At 60.6% G+C, this 14810-nt stretch carries 12 protein-coding genes, 1 tRNA gene and 2 rRNA genes (1 of these 15 running past the window's edge); 9 read left to right on the top strand and 6 right to left on the bottom strand.

Translation table 11 applies throughout. From position 1 onward, the window contains the following. Positions 1–7 precede the first annotated feature (7 nt). The 9 genes from FFM53_RS15755 to nuoG all read left to right on the top strand — a co-directional run bounded on the left by FFM53_RS15755 (position 8) and on the right by nuoG (position 10110). On the top strand, positions 8–1483 hold the full coding sequence (locus tag FFM53_RS15755; RefSeq protein ID WP_138391159.1) for an NADH-quinone oxidoreductase subunit M: 1476 nt from the start codon (positions 8–10) through the stop codon (positions 1481–1483). Next, positions 1480–2919: an NADH-quinone oxidoreductase subunit N gene (locus FFM53_RS15750; protein ID WP_138391160.1), complete on the top strand. Its 1440-nt coding sequence runs from the start codon at positions 1480–1482 to the stop codon at positions 2917–2919. The genes FFM53_RS15755 and FFM53_RS15750 overlap by 4 nt, the downstream gene beginning before the upstream one ends. A gap of 150 nt (positions 2920–3069) precedes the next feature. Continuing rightward, positions 3070–3435 carry an NADH-quinone oxidoreductase subunit A gene (locus FFM53_RS15745; protein ID WP_138334953.1) on the top strand — a complete coding sequence of 122 codons (366 nt, stop codon included), beginning with the start codon at positions 3070–3072 and terminating at the stop codon, positions 3433–3435. Further along, positions 3423–3926 (top strand): NuoB/complex I 20 kDa subunit family protein, encoded by a 504-nt coding sequence (locus FFM53_RS15740; RefSeq protein ID WP_063474344.1) that lies wholly within the window; start codon positions 3423–3425, stop codon positions 3924–3926. The genes FFM53_RS15745 and FFM53_RS15740 overlap by 13 nt, the downstream gene beginning before the upstream one ends. Continuing rightward, on the top strand, positions 3923–4459 hold the full coding sequence (locus FFM53_RS15735) for an NADH-quinone oxidoreductase subunit C (protein WP_138391161.1): 537 nt from the start codon (positions 3923–3925) through the stop codon (positions 4457–4459). Before FFM53_RS15740 ends, FFM53_RS15735 begins: the two co-directional genes overlap by 4 nt. 29 nt (positions 4460–4488) lie before the next feature. After that, positions 4489–5703 (top strand): NADH dehydrogenase (quinone) subunit D, encoded by a 1215-nt coding sequence (gene nuoD / locus FFM53_RS15730; RefSeq protein ID WP_138391162.1) that lies wholly within the window; start codon positions 4489–4491, stop codon positions 5701–5703. A gap of 16 nt (positions 5704–5719) precedes the next feature. Further along, complete coding sequence (gene nuoE, locus FFM53_RS15725) at positions 5720–6229, top strand: NADH-quinone oxidoreductase subunit NuoE (RefSeq protein ID WP_138334950.1); 510 nt, start codon at positions 5720–5722, stop codon at positions 6227–6229. A gap of 4 nt (positions 6230–6233) precedes the next feature. Next, positions 6234–7499, top strand: coding sequence for an NADH-quinone oxidoreductase subunit NuoF (gene nuoF / locus FFM53_RS15720; RefSeq protein ID WP_138391163.1), 1266 nt, complete (start codon positions 6234–6236; stop codon positions 7497–7499). Positions 7500–7530: 31 nt separating this feature from the next. Beyond that, on the top strand, positions 7531–10110 hold the full coding sequence (nuoG, locus tag FFM53_RS15715) for an NADH-quinone oxidoreductase subunit NuoG (protein ID WP_138391166.1): 2580 nt from the start codon (positions 7531–7533) through the stop codon (positions 10108–10110). Positions 10111–10187: 77 nt separating this feature from the next. Here nuoG and FFM53_RS15710 read toward each other — a convergent pair whose 3' ends face one another. The 6 genes from FFM53_RS15710 to FFM53_RS15685 form a co-directional block, all read right to left on the bottom strand. After that, a complete protein-coding gene (locus tag FFM53_RS15710; RefSeq protein WP_138334948.1) occupies positions 10188–10628 on the bottom strand; it encodes a CBS domain-containing protein in 441 nt (146 codons plus the stop codon). A gap of 45 nt (positions 10629–10673) precedes the next feature. Next, complete coding sequence (locus FFM53_RS15705) at positions 10674–11240, bottom strand: NADH-quinone oxidoreductase subunit I (protein ID WP_113544252.1); 567 nt, start codon at positions 11238–11240, stop codon at positions 10674–10676. A 10-nt stretch (positions 11241–11250) separates the two neighbouring features. Continuing rightward, positions 11251–12252, bottom strand: a complete 1002-nt coding sequence (nuoH, locus tag FFM53_RS15700; RefSeq protein WP_138334946.1) for an NADH-quinone oxidoreductase subunit NuoH — start codon at positions 12250–12252, stop codon at positions 11251–11253. A 593-nt stretch (positions 12253–12845) separates the two neighbouring features. Continuing rightward, positions 12846–12922, bottom strand: a tRNA-Met gene (locus FFM53_RS15695). Between the two features lie 133 nt (positions 12923–13055). Beyond that, positions 13056–13170: ribosomal RNA gene (gene rrf / locus FFM53_RS15690) — 5S ribosomal RNA — on the bottom strand. A gap of 184 nt (positions 13171–13354) precedes the next feature. Further along, positions 13355–14810, bottom strand: a 23S ribosomal RNA gene (locus FFM53_RS15685) (it continues 1360 nt past the right edge of the window).

Below are 14810 nucleotides of genomic sequence, written 5' to 3'. Positions count from 1 at the left end.
GGGTGCGATGGAGTTCCCGCTACTCAGTCTCATCATGTTCACGCCCGTCGCCGGGGCGGTGGTTCTGATGTTCCTCCACAGCGACGATGCGGTGCGGTGGACAGCGCTGGGTGTCACCGTCCTCGACCTTGCTCTCTCCATCGCTATGCTGGCCAGCTTCGACACAACGACCCACGCGATGCAGTTCACCGAGACGCACCCGTGGGTGCCGGCACTCGGGATCACCTATGCGCTTGGTATCGACGGGATAAGCGCGCTCTTCGTGTTCCTGACAGCGCTGTTGGGCTCTATCTGCGTGCTCGCCTCGTGGGTCGCGATCGATCGCAAGGTGAAGGAGTTCATGGTCAGTCTGCTCACCATGCAGGCGCTGATGCTGGGGGTGTTCTGCGCGCTCGACCTGTTCCTGTTCTACGTCTTCTGGGAGGCGATGCTGATCCCGATGTACCTGATCATCGGCGTCTGGGGTGGCGAAGGCCGGGTATATGCGGCGCTCAAGTTCTTCCTCTACACGCTGGCGGGCAGCCTCCTGTTCCTCATCGGTGTCATCGTGCTCTATTTCAACGGCGGCGAGACCTTCGACATCCTCGCGCTGACAGCGCAGGATTTGCCGTTCCCAGTCCAGTCCTGGCTGTTCTTCGCCTTCCTGATCGCCTTCGCCGTCAAGGTGCCGATGGTGCCGGTCCATACCTGGCTGCCGGACGCCCATGTGCAGGCGCCGACGGCAGGCAGCATCATCCTTGCAGGGGTGCTCCTGAAGATGGGCGCCTACGGGTTCCTGCGGTTCTCGCTGCCGATGCTGCCGGAGGCGTCGGTGTATTATTCGACGCTGATGCTTTCGCTTTCGGCGCTTGCGATCGTCTATGGCGGGTTGCTTGCGCTGGCGCAGGACGACCTGAAGAAGCTGGTGGCCTATTCCAGCATCAGCCACATGGGCTTCGTGACGATGGGGATTTTTGCATTGAACCTGCGCGGGCTCGAGGGCGGCATCCTGCAAATGTTCAATCATGGCGTAACGACGGGCGCCCTGTTCCTGTTCGTCGGCCTGATTTACGAGCGGACACATACGCGCAGCATCGCCGAATATGGCGGGTTGATGAAGGCGGCGCCGGTCTACACAGCGTTTCTCGCGCTGTTCACCCTATCGTCGATGGCGCTGCCGGGAACGAATTCGTTCATAGGCGAATTGCTGGTGTTGTCCGGCGGGTTTGCGGCCAACCTGGCCGTCGGCGCGGCGGCCGTTTTGGGCGCGTTGCTGGGCGCGGCCTATCTGCTTGGCATGTACAGGAAAGTCGCGCTCGGTCCCGCCAGCGTCGGCGCCCGGTTCAAGATATGCGACGTGAACGCCCGCGAGATGGCAGCGATCCTGCCGCTGGCCGTGTTAGTGCTGTGGGTCGGGCTCTATCCGAAACCCTTTCTCGGCATCATCGACGTCTCGGTGAAGCATCTGCTGGCTCAGGTGCACGATAAGGGGAGCGGCCCATGACCGCCGCAGCACTTTTCCAGTCGGCTCTCGCAAGCCTGCCCGAGATCGTGGTGATCACTGGAGCCTGCATCCTGCTGATCCTGGGACAACTTGTGCGCAGGGGGCAGGAATATTTCCTGGTCTGGGCTTCCGTCGCGATCGTGCTGATTGCCGCCTTGGCGACACTCATTCTTTCGAGCGAGGTGCGGCCGGCCTATACGGGCATGTTCGTCGCCGACCGCTTCGCGGTCTTCTTCAAGTTCGTGTTCTACCTGGCCACCATCCTGACATTCCTCCTTTCGCGAAAATATGCGGATATCGAGGGGATCGGGAGCAGCGAATACTATGTCCTGCTGCTCTTTGCGCTTTCGGGAATGATGATCATGGCCTCGGCGACCGATCTCCTCTCGATCTATGTGGGCCTCGAACTGATGGTGCTCTGCACCTATGTGCTGACCGGATTCCTGCGGCGAGAGCGGCGGTCAAACGAAGCGGCGCTGAAATACGTGATCCTTGGCGCGGTCTCGACCGGGATTTTCCTTTACGGCGTTTCGCTGGTCTACGGGCTCACCGGTACGACGCAGCTGGACGGGATGGCTGCGGCGGTCACCGGCGATCCGCTCGATCCCGGATTGCTGCTGGCGGTGGTCTTCATCGTCGCGGGGCTGGTCTTCAAGGTCGGCGCGGTGCCGTTCCATATGTGGTTGCCGGACGTCTATGAAGGCGCGCCGACGACGATCACCGCCTTCATGTCGGTCGGCCCCAAGGCGGCGGGGTTCGCAGTGATCCTGCGGGTGTTCCTCAACCCGCTGGTAGCAGCCTCGGACGTTTGGATCATCGTCGCGGTCATTGCCGTGGTGACGATGGCGCTCGGCAGTTTCGTGGCGCTGGTGCAGGATAATTTCAAGCGGCTCCTCGCTTATTCCAGCATCGCCCATGCCGGGTTCGCCCTTTTTGGCGTGGTGGCCGGCGGTGCCGACGGGATCGCCAGCGTGATGCTCTACCTGCTGATATACTCTTTGATGAATCTCGGCATTTTCGCCACCGTCATCATGATGCGGAACGGCAATTTCTCGGGCGAGGTTATCGAAGACTACTCGGGTTTCGCCAAGTCCCGTCCCGGGCTCGCGCTTCTGATGCTGCTCTATCTGTTCTCGCTCGCCGGCATTCCGCCGACGGCCGGGTTCTTCGCCAAGTTCTATGTGCTGGTCGCGCTCGTCGAGCGAGGTTTCGTCATGCTGGCGGTGATCGCGGTGCTGCTGAGCGCCGTCGCCGCCTACTTTTACATCCGCATCGTCATGGTGATCTACATGCGCGAGCCGGAAAGGACGTTCGACCCGGCGCTGACGCCCTCGGTGCGCGCCACGCTCGCCTTCACCGCCTTGGGCACCATCGGCATCGGCCTGTTTCCCGCCTGGTTTCTGAGGCTTGCTCAAAACTCGGTGTTTGGCGGCTGACCGATTGAATTTGCAATGATCTGCCCGACGGAATAAACTCGAAGCTCAAGAAAGGATTGCCCAAGTCGATTCCCCGGGGCGACCGCATTACGGCCCTGAACAGGGGCGGCGGCCCGAGAAAAGCCTGCAGTGGGCAACCGGTGCAGTGATATGACTGCAATGGAATTCTTGCCGGTTCTTTTCATGGTCGCCGGAGTTGTTCTGGTGACAGGGGCGACGCTTTTTGTCTCCTCACTGCTGCGCCCGTCCAATCCCTATCCCGAAAAGAACATGCCCTATGAATGCGGCATGGACCCAGCAGGCGACGCCGCCGGGGGCCGCTTCAGGGTGCAGTTCTTTATTCTCGCGATCCTGTTGGTCGTCTTCGATGTCGAGACGATGTTCCTCTTTCCCTGGGCCGTTGTCCTGAAAGACATCGGGCTCGTCGGTTATGTCGAGATGTTCGTCTTCATAGTGCTGCTTCTTGTGGGCTTCGCCTACGCCTGGCTGAAGGGAGCGCTGGAATGGGAGGCGTAAACAATGCGATCCGCGACAGCGTGCTGTTCACCACGGCCGAGAGCGTTATCAACTGGAGCCGAAAATCGGCGCTGTGGCCCGAGACCTTCGGAATTGCCTGCTGCGCCATCGAGATGATCTCGGCGGGGTGCGCCCGCTATGATCTCGACCGGTTCGGCGTGGTGTTCCGGCCTTCGCCGCGCCAGTCCGACGTGATGATCATCGCCGGCACCGTGACGCGGAAATTCGCTCCCGTCGTGCGCAGGCTCTATGACCAGATGCCGGAGCCGCGCTGGGTTATCGCCATGGGCACCTGCGCTATCTCGGGCGGGGTCTACAATACCTATGCCGTGGTGCAGGGAGCGGAGACCTTCGTGCCGGTGGACGTGCATGTGCCCGGCTGCCCGCCGCGGCCCGAGGCGCTGATGCATGGATTCCTGCTACTTCAGGAGAAGATCAAAAAATCCCGAGCACTGGCCGGGACTCCTCTGGGTCGGGTTGCAGCGTCATGAGTGTGGAGACGCCCCTCATCTGCACTACGATCACGGAGCGTTTCGGCGAGGCAATCGACGATCTTGGCTTCGCGCATGGTGTACATGCCTTCGCCGCTCCGCCTGACATGATCGTCGAGCTTTGCCGGTTTCTGAAGGAACACCCGGCGTTGCGGTTCAACTTCCTGTCGGACATCTGCGGGGTCGATCATTATCCTGAGATGCCACGCTACGAGACGGTGTACCACCTCTATTCGCTACCGAACAAATTGCGCGTTCGCATCAAATGCCGCCTCGCCGATCCGCCGCGGGTCCCGTCGGTGACGGGGATCTGGCGAACCGCCAATTGGCATGAGCGCGAAGCCTGGGATATGTACGGGATCAGGTTCGACGGCCACCCCGATTTGCGCCGGATCTACATGTGGGAAGGGTTCGAGGGCTTCCCGCAGCGCAAGGATTTTCCGCTCCGTGGCTACAAGGACAAGCTGAACCCGTTTGGCGCCGAAGGCACGCCACCGACGCAGCCCGACCTCGCCACCAAGAACATTCCATAAGGGAGGCCGCTCCACGCCGGGAACTTAAAATGACCGAAGTCACCGAATTGATCAGCCCGCAAGGCGAAGCGTTCGACACCAAGGAGGTGCTTCTCAATCTCGGCCCCCAGCACCCCAGCACGCATGGGGTTCTTCGGCTCGTCCTGGAATTGGACGGCGAGTACGTCAAGCGCGTGGATCCACACATCGGCTACCTCCATCGCGGCACCGAAAAACTGGCGGAGAGCTTCACCTACACCCAGATTTTTCCGCTCACCGACCGGCTCGACTACCTCTGTCCACCGTCGAACAACCTCGCCTTCGCGCTGGCGGTGGAGAAACTCCTCGGCATAGAAGCACCGATCCGCGCACAATATATCCGCGTGATGATGGCCGAGCTGGCGCGGATCTCCGGCCATGTCTTGATCACCGGCGCGCTGCCGATGGACCTCGGCGCCATGACCGCCTTGCTTTACGCCATGCGGGAGCGCGAAATGATCATGGACCTCCTGGAAATGATCAGCGGTGCGCGCATGCACACGTCCTTCTGCAGGGTTGGCGGAGTGCGCGAGGACCTGCCTGACGGTTTCCTTCCCAAGATCAGGGAGTTCTGCGACATCTTCCCGAACCGGATCCGCGACTATGAGCGGTTGCTCGAAAACAACCGGGTGTTCCTGAAGCGCACGCAGGGGATCGGCGTGATCTCCGCCGAGGACGCCATCGATCTTGGCCTGAGCGGTCCGAACCTGCGCGCTTCGGGCGTCGACTGGGACATCCGTCGCGACGAGCCCTATGAGATCTATGACCGGCTCGACTTCAACGTCATCACGCGCGACGAGGGCGACTGCTATGCGCGCTGGCAATGTCGGGTCGAGGAAATGCGCGAGAGCGTCCGGATCATCGAACAATGCCTCGACCAGATGCCCGAGGGGCCGTTCCAGATCGACATGCCAACAATCGCCTTCCCGGTGGACAAGGACAAGGTGCATTGCTCGATGGAAGCACTCATCCAGCATTTCGACCTGTCGGCCTATGGCTTCAAGGTGCCGAAGGGCGAGGTCTATTCGGCGATCGAGGCGCCAAAGGGCGAGCTTGGCTTCTATATCATCAGCGACGGGTCGCCAAAACCATTCCGCATGAAGGTGCGGGCACCCTCGTTCGTCAACCTTCAGGGACTGTTCGGGGTGACCAACGCCCGCTATCTGGCGGACATGATCGCCGTGCTCGGCAGTCTCGACCCAGTGATGGCGGAGGTGGACAAGTAGCAGGGATTTGAATGCAATGACCATGCGCGAAAAGATAAAAGACGCAGCGGCGCGGTATCCCGACCAGCGCTCTGCGATCATGCCCGCGCTTCTGATCGCGCAGAGGGAGCATGGCCATCTGCCTGGTCAGGTGCTGGAAGAAGTCGCCGACATTCTCGGAGTCGAACGGATCTGGGTCTACGAGCTGGCGACCTTTTATACGCTCTTCCATACCGAGCCGGTGGGCATGTTCCATCTGCAACTCTGTGACAATGTTTCCTGCATGCTGTGCGGAGCCGAGGACCTGCTGAAGCATCTGGAAACGGCGCTGGCGATCAGGAAGGGCGACACCACGCCGGACGGGATGTTCACGCTTTCCTCCGTCGAGTGCCTCGGTGCCTGCGAGATGGCTCCGGTGATGCAGGTCGGCGACGATTACCATGGTGCCCTTGATGTCGCGCGGATAGATGCACTTTTGGACAACCTGCGGGCTACAACGGAACGGGTCGCGAGCATCGAGCCCTCTACGCGACCGCAGGGAGAGTAGCGCCATGTTCGAGCCGGTTCTCCTCAAGAATGTCGCCGCGCCGGACAGTCACCTGCTGTCGACCTACGAGGCTGGCGGCGGCTACCAGGCACTGGCGAAGGCGCTGCGCGAATACACGCCTGACGAGGTCGTTAACCTCGTCAAACAGTCCAACCTGCGCGGTCGCGGCGGTGCCGGATTCCCGACGGGCATGAAATGGAGTTTCGTGCCGAAGCAGGTCGACAAGCCGAAATATCTTTGCTGCAACGCCGATGAGGGCGAGCCAGGCACCTTCAAGGACCGGATCATCATGGAGCGCGATCCGCATCAACTCATCGAGGGGCTGGCGGTAAGCGCCTATGCGATTGGGGCCAAAACCGCCTATGTCTACATCCGCGGAGAATATGTGACGGCGATCCGTCGCCTGGAGCAGGCGATCGCCGAGGCACACGAAAAGGGTTATCTGGGAACGGGCATTCTGGGCTCGAATTTCGATTTCGCCGTCCACATCCACTGCGGCGCAGGCGCCTATATCTGCGGCGAGGAGACTGCGATGCTCGAGTCGCTCGAGGGCAAGCGGGCGCAGCCGCGATTGAAGCCGCCGTTTCCGGCCGTGGCCGGGCTCTACGCCAGCCCGACTGTGATCAACAATGTCGAGACGCTGGCCTGCGTGCCGCATATCGTGGCGCGGGGCGCGGACTGGTTCCGCGGCATCGGCCCGGACAAGAGCCCCGGCCCGAAGCTCTACTGCCTCAGTGGGCAGGTGCGCAAACCCGGCCTCTACGAGTTGCCGATGGGCATACCACTGCGCGAGCTGGTCGAGGAACATGCCGGTGGGGCCTTGCCGGGACGCAAGATCAAGGCGGTGATCCCGGGCGGGGTCTCAGCGCCGGTCATCCCTGAGCACGGGCTGGACGTGAGGATGGATTTTGACTCGCTGGCTGCCGCCGGCTCGATGCTCGGTTCGGCTGGCGTTATCGTGATCGACGATAGCACCTGCATGGTCAAGGTCGCCACCAGGATCATGGAGTTCTTCCACCATGAGTCCTGCGGCAAGTGCACGCCCTGCCGGGAAGGATTGAACTGGGTCGTGAAGGTCCTGCGCCGGGTTGAAGGCGGGGATGGCGCACCCGGCGATCTGGAGCAGCTGGAGATGCTCTGCAAGGGCATTTTCGGCAATACGTTTTGTGCCTTGGGTGACGGTGCAGCGATGGGATTGCGTGCAGCACTCGCGCATTTCCGAAATGAATTCGTCGCCCATGTCGAGGAGCGGAGGTGCCCGTTTCACTGAAGGAGTGCTGGATCAGGGTTGTGAGGAAACCATGCTTAAAGTCACGATCGACGAACAAACGCTGGAAGTTGAGGCTGGCTCGACTGTGCTGCAGGCCGCCCAGCGTTTGGGCATCGACGTCCCGACCTTCTGCTATCTGAAGCGGCTGCCGCCGCTGGCTTCGTGCCGCATGTGCCTGGTGGAGATCGAGGGCGTGCGGCGGTTGCAGCCGTCCTGCGCCACTGCGGTCACCGATGGCATGGTCGTGCGGACGAACACGCCTCTGATCGAGGAAACGCGCTCTTCCATGCTCGACATGCTGCTCGCCAACCACCCCCTCGACTGCCCGATCTGCGACAAGGGCGGCGAATGCGAGCTTCAGGACATGGTAATGGCCTACGGGCCCCGCGAAAGCCAATTCCGCGATGACAAACGTGTGTTCCACTCCGAGGACATTCGTCTGAGCCCGGTCATCATCATGAACGTCAACCGCTGCATCCAGTGCCAGCGCTGCGTCCGGATGTGTGAGGAGGTCGTCGGCGCGGTGGCGCTGGGCACCGTCGAAAAAGGCATGGATACCGCCGTCACCGGCTTCGAGGGCAGTCTGGCGAGTTGCGACCAGTGCGGCAATTGCGTCGAGGTCTGCCCGGTCGGCGCGCTGATGAGCTTCCCCTACCGCTACAAGGCGCGCCCCTGGGATCTCGTAGAGACCGACACGGTCTGCCCGCATTGTGGCACCGGTTGCCAGCTGACGGTGGGCACGCGCAAGGGCGAGTTCATGCGGGTGCGCTCGAAGTGGGACGAAGGTGTCAACCACGAAACTCTCTGCGTGCGAGGACGCTTCGGTCTCGATTTCGTTGCAAGCCGGGACCGGATCAAGCAGCCAATGATCCGTCAGGATGGCGCCCTGGTTCCGGTTTCCTGGGACGAAGCGGGGGACTATCTGCGCCGGCGACTGTTGGCCGTCGAGAGCAAGGCTGCCGGCGGGCTGGCCTCGCCTCGCCTGCCCAACGAGGTGCTTTATCAGTTCCAGAAGCTGATGCGAACAGTATTCCGGACCAACAACATTGATTGTTCGTCACGCTGGGCCGCGCCCTTCGATACGCTCGGCCCGCTATTGGGAACTTTCTACAGCCGCACGCCGCTGGACGACGTAATCGGCAACGACTGCGTGCTCGTCGTCGGAGGCAATATAACCGAGGAGAACCCGGTCACCGAATACCTGCTGCGGGACGGCGCGCGGCGGCGGCAGACCGGATTGCTCATGCTATCGGCGCGGCCATCGCGTCTGGACGCCGATGCCAGGGTGGTGGTTCGTGTGCCTCCGGGCGGAGAAGCGGCAAGCCTTGCGGCGGTGGTGGCCGGTCTCGTGGCGGCAGCTGGTCAGGCCTTGCCGGGCGGCGCTTTTGCGGACATCGACGCGGCAATCGGCAGGCCGGCGGCGGGCGCCGGCAGTGACGGGCCGGATCGCCTGGCCGCCGCGCTCAAGGAAGGCCGCAGCGTCACCGTGCTTGTCAGCGTCGACCTCCTGAGATCACCCGAAGCGCGCGCGACGCTGCAGCAGCTCAACAACCTGCTGCACGTTCTCCGCCTGCTCGGCAAAGGCCCGGCGATGCAGTTTCTCTTCGACCGTGCCAACCAGATGGGCGCCTGGGACATGGGGGTCCTGCCGGCGGCTCTGCCGGGGCTGCGGGCGGTCGCCGATGACGCGACGCGCGCAACTCTTGCACGAAACTGGGGCGCCGAAATCCCGTCTGAACCCGGCGCGGATCTCGACGCCATGCTGGAGCTCTGCGTCGGTGGGCGGATGGGCGCGCTCTACATCGTCGGAACCGACCCCCTGGTCGCCTATCCCGACCGGGACTTTGTGACGCGGGCGCTTGGCGCCGCCGATCTCCTGATCGTGCAGGACGCGTTCCTCACGGATACGGCGGGCATGGCCGAGGTCGTCTTGCCCGCGGCGGGCTACGGCGAGGAATCCGGAACGTTCACCAACAACGAGGGTCGGATCCAGAATGTTCGCAAATTCAGTGAGCCCGTTTTCGAGGCGCGAGGCAATCTGGCGATTGTCGACTTCGTCGCGGCGCTACGCAACCAGGCGCTGCGGCCATCGACGCAAGCCGAAATTTTCGACGAGATTGCCCGGCTGCTTCCGGCCTATCAGGGGTTGACGCAGGACGGGCTTGGCGCCGACGGCGCATTCACCAAGGCGGTGCCAACATTACCGGCTGGCGTGTTCCTTGCGCCGCCACCCGTTCCAACAGCAGCCGACCGGCTCATGCTGATCACCGGCGACTGCCTGTTCCACAACGGATATCTTTCCGAACGGTCGGACATCCTGAACACGGTCGCCAACGATCCCTATGTCGCGATGAGCGCGCAGGATACCGCAGAGCTTGGCCTTTCGGATGGTGATCAGGTAATCGTGCGTTCCGGCCAGGGCGAACTGACGGCGCAGCTCAAGGTCGACAGGCGGTTTCCCAAGGGCCTCGTCTTCGTTCCGGAAAACTATAGAGCCTTGCGTCTCAACAGCCTGCTGCGGCGGGGCGAATATCCATGCGCGGTGGAAGTCCAGAAGGCGCATGCGACTCTTGAGGTCGACCGCCCGGGCCAGATCTGGCGTGGGGTCTGAAGATTTGGGGGTCGGGGCACCGCAAGGCTCTGCGGCAAGCTGCCCGCCCCAGCGTCTTCACATTCGAGTTGGCGACGTCAGTGATACCTGGTCCCGCATATGTAATCCTGCAGATCCTGCTCTGTACGCTGCGCTTCGTCGAGCCTGTGTTTAACCACGTCGCCGATGCTGACCACGCCGACAACGTCGCCTCCATCCGTGACCAGCACATGGCGCGTACGCCGCTGGGTCATGATCCCCATCGCGACGGGCAGCAAATCTTGTGTCGAACACGTCGCCACATTGCGGTTCATGATGTCCGCGACCCGCATCGCCGCCGCCTCAGCCCCGTATTCCGCCACCGCATTGCAGCAGTCCCGCTCCGACAGCGTACCGAGGTATTTGCTGTTCGATCGGCTCACGACGACGAAGCCGATATTGTTGTCTCGAAACAACCTCAGTACCTCCACCATCGTCTGATCGGGAGCGACTGCGATGACACCGACACCCTTGTTCTTCATGATTTCACCGACAAACATCTAAGCCTCCTTTCCGAGCGCTTCGGTTTGACAGCTGGCGCGCGTTCATGTTCGCCGAATATTCCGCCACCAGTTGTAGCCCTGCGTCTCTTTCGTCTCGACAAGTACGTCCTTCTTCGTATTCAGGCGCGCGGCAACCACGCCGCCGCCGGTTGCCGCCTTACCCGGCTTGGCGAGCAGGTCGTCGCGCCCGATCACCAGGTCAGCTGAGGAAAAACTCGAGAATTCGTATTGTTGGCCAAGCGCGATCGCGTCCGCCGGGCAGGCGTCCTCGCACAGCCCGCAGAACAGGCAGCGGGCCGTGTCGATCTCGAATTTGGCCGGGTGCCGCTTGCCCTTCTCGTCCTCGTAGGGGACGACTTCGATACAGTCGCAGGGACAGATCCGCGCGCAGAGTTCGCAGGCCACGCACTTGATCTCGCCCTCTTCATCACGCGTCAGGAAGTGATGCCCGCGATAGCGGGAGTAGGGCAGCCACTTTTCCTTGTCCGGATACTGCATGGTCACGGATCTGGAGAACATGTAGCCCAAGGTCAGAGCCAAGGCGCTCGCCAGATCGGCAAAGAACGCCCAACCAATCCATGTTCCAACTCTGTCCTGCGCGCGCGACATCGCCGCCTCGCTACGGAGCCGCTACGACCCCTAAAAGTACACCGGTTATAATTATGTTCGCCATTGAAAGAGGAAGCAAGACTTTCCATCCGATCGCCATCAGTTGGTCGTAGCGGTAGCGGGGGAAAGTGAAGCGGAACCAGATAAACACATAGACGAAGAACGCGACCTTGAGCACAAACCACAGGAGCGGTGGCAAGGGAATCAGAACTCCGTTCCAACCGCCGAAGAACAGGATCACCACCAGGACAGACACAAGCAATACGATGGCATATTCGCTAACCATGAAGAAGGCAAAGCGGATACCGCTGTATTCGGTATGGAACCCGGCCCCTAGATCGCCTTCCGCTTCCGCCAGGTCGAAGGGAATGCGCTGCGCTTCGGCCAATCCAGCGATGAAGAACACGAAGAATCCGACCGGTTGGTAGACGATGTTCCAGACATCGGCCTGCGCCCGCACGATCTCGAGAAGGCTCATGGATTGCGCCAGCATGACCACGCCGATGACCGCGAACCCCATCGGGATTTCGTAGCTGATCATCTGCGCGCAGGTTCTGAGGCTGCCCAGGACAGCGTATTTGCTGTTGGAGGCCCAGCCGCCGAAGATGACGCCATAAACCTCGATCCCGATCACCGAGAAAACGAAAAGGAGCGCCACATTCATGTTGGAGACGTAGAGCGTGATCTCGTGGCCGAGGACCGAGACAGTTTCGCCGAAGGGGATCGCGACGAACACCACAAAGGGCGGGGCGAGCGCCAGGATTGGCGCCAGTTTGAACAGGAACCGGTCGGCCTCGGCCGGGATGTGATCCTCTTTGGTCAGGAGCTTGATTCCGTCCGCTACCGGCTGCAACAGCCCGTGCCATCCCACGCGCATCGGCCCCATCCGCTGCTGCATGTGCCCGGCGATCTTGCGTTCCAGCCAGGTTAGCGGCAAGGGTAGCAACAGCAGGATCGCAATCAGGAACGCGACCTTCAAGACGATCAGGCCAAGGGCGACGATAAGTTCCATGATCCCGGCTACTTATTCATCGGGTTGAAGCGCGCCCGGACTTTGGCTCCGGCTATACAATGAGCACTGCGCGCACTTGTCAGACTACATGGTACAACGGCGAGGCACCTCATACAATGCCGTCGCAGTTATGTTGCCGCTGGCTATGATGTGTCCGGGCTCAGGACGTTTTGAGACGAGTGGTTCGCTGTGCAAGATGAAAGCTTCGCGTTTCCGCCGATTGCACGGCACCATGCGTATCAAAAACCGCCGAGGCTCTCATCGCAGCCGGATGAAGTTCCGTGGCAGGTCAGCTGGCTCCGGGGAGCTGGACACCCTGCAGAAACGCAAAAAGCTCCTCGACCGCTATGGCGAGGAGCTCAAGGGCAAATACCCTGAATGGGCAAATTTGTAAGTATCGTTGGTTGCGGGGCAGGATTTGCCCCGTTCGGGTCTTAAAACAGTCCACTGGACTGTTTTATCGGGCGTTGCCCGAGCAACCGCTCACCCTCAGGTTATGGTGAGCTTCGCGAACGAGGAGCTACCATCGCCAGGGAAAGCGAAGCTTTTCCGCCAGCGATAAGTAAGGTAGATGCTGATCTTTAAGAGGAATTTGGTTGCGGGGGCAGGATTTGAACCTGCGGCCTTCAGGTTATGAGCCTGACGAGCTACCGGGCTGCTCCACCCCGCGCCATGTGCAAATCTTTGAGATTTGCTGCAGTATTCTAACACGAAAGGCCGCTTTGTGAGCGGCCCTTTTATTTCGGCTATGGGCCGTAGAGTTTGTGATGAGAAGATTGTTTTACATAAGTTGCGCTTTGCAGACCTGGCAGCGACCTACTCTCCCGCGTCTTAAGACGAAGTACCATGGGCGCAGGGGCGTTTCACGGCCGTGTTCGGAAAGGGAACGGGTGCAGCCACCCCGCCATAACCACCAGGTCGGCAAAGCGCAACTATATGTTTTGAGAAGCTGGTGAAGTCCTATGACTTCGTTTTTGAACACGTTTTAGAGCTCCAACCGGACGAACACTTCGTGTTCGCCGGGACCGGGCAAAGGCTGGCGCCTTCGCCTTGTCAGGACGACCGCTTTGCGGTCGCCTTGAGATGAGCATAGTCAATGAGAACGATCAAGCCGATCGAGCTATTAGTACCGGTAAGCTTCATGCGTTGCCGCACTTCCACACCCGGCCTATCAACGTGGTCGTCTTCCACGGCTCTGATAGGGAATACTCGTTTTCAGGTGGGTTTCCCGCTTAGATGCCTTCAGCGGTTATCCCGTCCATATGTAGCTACCCTGCTATGCCCTTGGCAGGACAACAGGTCCACCAGAGATATGTCCATCCCGGTCCTCTCGTACTAGGGACAGATCCTGTCAATATTCCTACACCCACGGCAGATAGGGACCGAACTGTCTCACGACGTTCTGAACCCAGCTCACGTACCGCTTTAATTGGCGAACAGCCAAACCCTTGGGACCTGCTCCAGCCCCAGGATGCGATGAGCCGACATCGAGGTGCCAAACAACCCCGTCGATATGGACTCTTGGGGGTCATCAGCCTGTTATCCCCGGCGTACCTTTTATCCGTTGAGCGATGGCCCTTCCACGCGGGACCACCGGATCACTATGACCGACTTTCGTCTCTGCTCGACTTGTCAGTCTCGCAGTCAGGCGGGCTTATGCCATTGCACTCGACGACCGATTTCCGACCGGTCTGAGCCCACCATCGCGCGCCTCCGTTACTCTTTCGGAGGCGACCGCCCCAGTCAAACTACCCACCATACACTGTCCCGGACCCGGATAACGGGCCGCGGTTAGACATCCATGACGATAAGGGTGGTATTTCAAGGATGGCTCCACGGAAACTGGCGTCCCCGCTTCAAAGCCTACCACCTATCCTACACATGCCGACACGAATGCCAGTGTAAAGCTATAGTAAAGGTGCACGGGGTCTTTCCGTCTGACCGCAGGAACCCCGCATCTTCACGGGGAATTCAATTTCACTGAGTCTATGTTGGAGACAGCGGGGAAGTCGTTACGCCATTCGTGCAGGTCGGAACTTACCCGACAAGGAATTTCGCTACCTTAGGACCGTTATAGTTACGGCCGCCGTTTACTGGGGCTTCGATTCAAAGCTTGCACCTCTCCTCTTAACCTTCCAGCACCGGGCAGGCGTCAGACCCTATACGTCGTCTTGCGACTTCGCAGAGCCCTGTGTTTTTGATAAACAGTCGCTACCCCCTGGTCTGTGCCACCCCATAATAGTTGCCTAGCATGGGGTCACGCTTCTTCCGAAGTTACGCGTGCAATTTGCCGAGTTCCTTCAACATAGTTCTCTCAAGCGCCTTGGTATACTCTACCTGACCACCTGTGTCGGTTTCGGGTACGGTCTATACGGTGGAGCTATTTCCTGGAACCGCTCCGCTGCCCATCCAATCCAATAAGAATGAACAACTTGTGCAATCCGTCACTACCACCAGGCCCACGAATATTAACGTGGTTCCCATCGACTACGCATTTCTGCCTCGCCTTAGGGGCCGGCTAACCCTGCTCAGATTAACTTTAAGCAGGAACCCTTGGT

The organism is Rhizobium indicum (genome assembly GCF_005862305.2).
Taxonomy (GTDB): Bacteria; Pseudomonadota; Alphaproteobacteria; order Rhizobiales; family Rhizobiaceae; genus Rhizobium; species Rhizobium indicum.
The sequence above is the reverse complement of the archived record's forward strand: the minus strand, read 5'-3'. Positions and strand labels throughout refer to the sequence as shown.